This is a genomic window from Streptomyces sp. NPDC056948 (assembly GCF_042674225.1).
In the GTDB taxonomy this organism is placed as follows: Bacteria; Actinomycetota; Actinomycetes; order Streptomycetales; family Streptomycetaceae; genus Streptomyces; species Streptomyces purpurascens.
Genome location: NZ_JBHUQX010000636.1, coordinates 1 through 3,605 on the forward strand (window position 1 = coordinate 1; position 3,605 = coordinate 3,605).

The window sequence follows — 3,605 nt, forward strand, 5'->3', positions numbered from 1 at the left end:
GGACATTCGTGGGTACATCCATGCCTGGGGGCGGGCGCCACAGACGCCGGATACGTATCGCACTGCCCGTGGCCGCGGCCGGTGTCGCGGCTGCCGTGGCCGCCGCGCTGCTGACGACATCCGCCGACGCGGCCACCCCGCTGCCGCAGCCGACGGTCAAGCCCGCCATCGGCTCGCCGTCGTCCGCCGAGCTGGAGAAGCGCGTCGCGGGCGCCCTGGCCGGTGACGACACCGCGGGCAGGACGAGCAAGGCGTCGCTGAGCGCGAGCACGAACGAGGGCCGCATCGACCCGAAGGTCATCGGCGGCAGCCAGACCACCATCACCTCGGCCCCGTGGATGGCACAGCTCCACTACTTCGACGACCGGGGCACCTCGAGCACGAGCGACGACATCGGCTTCTTCTGCGGCGGCGCCGTCGTCGCGCCGACGAAGATCCTCACCGCCGCGCACTGCGTCAAGGGCTACGACTGGAACGCCAACGGCGCCGTCGTCACCGGCACCGCCCAGCTGCCCTCGGCCGACGGCACCGACCTGCATGGCGGCGAAGCCAAGGGCGTCCTGCGGCAATGGAACCACCCGTCGTACAACGCGACGACGATCGACAACGACATCGCGGTGCTCACCCTGCCCGAGCGGGTCAAGGCCACGCCGATCCGGATGACGACGTCCGGTGACACCGCCTCGTACAAGGCCGGTACCAGCGCCAAGGTCTACGGCTGGGGCCGCACCAGCTCCACCAGCGACGCCATCTCCGAGAGGCTGAAGACGGCCACGCTGCCCGTCCAGTCCGACACCACCTGCGCCGGCGCCTACGGCAGGGACTTCGTCAAGGGCCACATGGTCTGCGCGGGCAAGCCCGCCACCGGCAGCGACTCCGGCACCACCTCCGCCTGCAACGGCGACTCCGGCGGCCCGCTGGTCGTCAACAACCGGATCGTCGGTGTCGTGTCCTGGGGCGTGACCGACTGCGTCGCCAAGGGCGCCTACAGCGTCTTCAGCAAGGTCAGCACGTACGTCGGCGCCGCCTACCCGCGCGTCGACGACACCAACATCAGCGGCGACCACAAGGCCGACCTGTGGGTGCGCAACGCGTCCACGAAGACCGGCTACTCCAAGGACTCCAAGGGCACGTCGTTCGCCGCCCGCCAGTCCTGGGGCAACTGGGACGGCTTCAACGTCGTCCTGCAGACGGACTTCGACCGCGACGGCTTCCAGGACCTGGTCTACCGGCGCAGCAGCGACGGCGACGTCTTCTGGACCCACTTCGTGCTCGCCGACAACGCCTGGTCCACCAAGAAGATCGCCGACAACTGGAAGACCCGCACCCGCGTCATCACCCCCGGTGACGTCACCGGCGACTACCTGCCCGACCTGCTCTCGGTCGACTCCGCGGGCGTGCTGTGGATCTACCCGGGCAAGGGCAACGGCACCTTCGCGGCCCGCGTGAAGGCCGGCTCCGGCTGGAACCAGTACAACTCCGTGCGCGGCAAGGGCGACTTCACCGGCGACGGCAAGACCGACCTGATCGCCCGCAGCAAGTCGGGCAGCCACATCTACCTCTACAAGGGCACCGGCAAGTCCGGCTCCGGCGCCTTCTCGGCCCGGGTCAAGGTGCGCTCCTGGGGCGGCTACAACGCCTTCGACGCGACCGGCGACATCACCGGCGACGGCAAGGCCGACTTCCTGGCCCGCACCCCCGGCGGCACGCTCTATCTGTACCCGGGCACCGGCAAGGCGACCAGCGAGATCTTTGCCACAAGGAAGTCCGTAGGTACCGATTTCAAGCAGTACGACATCTTCGGCTGAAACCGCAGGTGAGCGGGATATACCCCGCTGTGACGAACACGCACTGTGCCCATCGCCGCACGCGGTGGGCACAGTCCGTTGTGCAACCCTTTCCCGAGTTTCCCCGTCTGACCAGGCGGAGCGACGATGGTGCCAGGGGGTAGTCCCCCGACCGAGTACGCCTGGCGCCGACCGCAGGGGGTAATCGACCGAGGACGAGCCGAGGAGCACATGTCTGCCGAGAGCACGCCGGGTCCGGGTATACCGGGCGAGACCGGCACCACCGGATCAAGCCACCGCGCCAAGGGCCGACGCCGCAAGCCCCGCAAGCGTCACAAGGGCATGATGGTCATGGCCTGGACCGCGGCGGGCATCGTCGTCCTGGGCGGGACCGGGGCGGGGTACGTGTACTTCAAGCTCAACGGCAACCTCAAGAGCGTCGACATCGACCAGGCCCTCGGCACCGACCGGCCCAAGAAGGCCGACAACGGCTCCGAGAACATCCTCGTCCTCGGCTCCGACACCCGCGCCGGCGGCAACAAGAAGCTCGGCGGCGGCACCGACGACGGCAGCGCCCGCTCCGACACGGCGATGATCGTGCACGTCAACAAGGGTCACAAGAAGGCCAGCGTGGTCTCCATCCCGCGTGACACCCTCATCGACCGGCCCTCCTGCACGGACACCAAGGGCAAGCAGTACCCCGCCGCGAACGGCGTGATGTTCAACTCCGCGTACTCCACGGGCGGGGCCGCCTGCGCCGTGAAGACCGTCGAGTCGATCACCGACCTGCGCATGGACCACTACCTGGAGGTCGACTTCGCCGGCTTCCAGACGCTCATCGACGACCTCGGCGGTGTCGAGGTGACCACGACCGAGCGCATCGACGACCCCGACAGCCACCTGAAGCTGAAGGCGGGCACCCACAGACTCGATGGCGAGCAGGCCCTCGGCCTGGTCCGCACCCGGCACGGCGTGGGCGACGGCTCCGACCTGGGCCGCATCCAGCTCCAGCAGGCCTTCATCAAGGCCCTGCTCAACCAGGTCAAGGACGTCGGCGTCTTCTCCAACCCGAAGAAGCTCTACGACCTCGCGGAAACCGCGACCAAGACGGTGACGGCCGACTCCGACCTCGGCTCGGTCAACAAGCTCGTGTCCTTCGCGAACGGCCTCAAGGGCATCACCCCGGGGAACATGAACATGGTCACCATGCCGGTCGCCTACGACCCCGCCGACCCCAACCGCGTCCTCCTCCAGGAGAAGAAGGCCGACCAGATCTGGAAGGCCCTGGAACACGACAAGCCGATCCCGGAGAGCGCCACGAAGGGCAACGCCTCGGGCGAGGCCAAGGACGTCGTGAGCGCGCCCTGACGGGCACGTCCCTCAGGGGCGCGGGGAACTGCGCGAATGCCCCCCACCGGCCCGCAGGGAACAAACAACAGCAACCCCCGGTTTTGGGGGATGGCCCCAGTCCTGGCAGACTGGTACGTCGGCTCCGGTTCACGCTCCCGCATCCCGCGGCAGCGACCCGGCGCCCTCCCGAAACCTAGGAGACACCTTGAAGCGCGACATCCACCCCGAGTACGTCGAGACGCAGGTCAGCTGCACCTGCGGCGCGTCGTTCACGACTCGCAGCACCATCGAGTCCGGCACCATCCGTGCCGATGTCTGCTCCGAGTGCCACCCGTTCTACACGGGCAAGCAGAAGATCCTCGACACCGGTGGCCGTGTGGCCCGCTTCGAGGCCCGCTTCGGCAAGGCCGCCGGCTCCAAGAAGTAGCGAGCCCCATTTCGCCGGTCCGCGGACGCGCCCCCTCACCG

Annotated in this window: 3 protein-coding genes; all 3 read left to right on the forward strand. The window is 68.6% G+C overall.

What is annotated here, in order from left to right:
- Positions 1 to 20 precede the first annotated feature (20 nt).
- Positions 21 to 1,808: a trypsin-like serine protease gene (locus ACFTZL_RS42610; protein WP_382595308.1), complete on the forward strand. Its 1,788-nt coding sequence runs from the start codon at positions 21 to 23 to the stop codon at positions 1,806 to 1,808.
- A 210-nt stretch (positions 1,809 to 2,018) separates the two neighbouring features.
- Positions 2,019 to 3,155: an LCP family protein gene (locus ACFTZL_RS42615; protein ID WP_382595305.1), complete on the forward strand. Its 1,137-nt coding sequence runs from the start codon at positions 2,019 to 2,021 to the stop codon at positions 3,153 to 3,155.
- Positions 3,156 to 3,342: 187 nt separating this feature from the next.
- A complete protein-coding gene (gene rpmE, locus ACFTZL_RS42620) occupies positions 3,343 to 3,564 on the forward strand; it encodes a 50S ribosomal protein L31 (RefSeq protein WP_003992975.1) in 222 nt (73 codons plus the stop codon).
- Positions 3,565 to 3,605: the final 41 nt, after the last annotated feature.

Bases quoted from the DNA above. Each gene is read 5' to 3' on its own strand.
- ACFTZL_RS42610 (WP_382595308.1), top strand. From the start codon at position 21: ATGCCTGGGGGCGGGCGCCACAGACGCCGGATACGTATCGCACTGCCC.
- ACFTZL_RS42615 (WP_382595305.1), top strand. From the start codon at position 2,019: ATGTCTGCCGAGAGCACGCCGGGTCCGGGTATACCGGGCGAGACCGGC.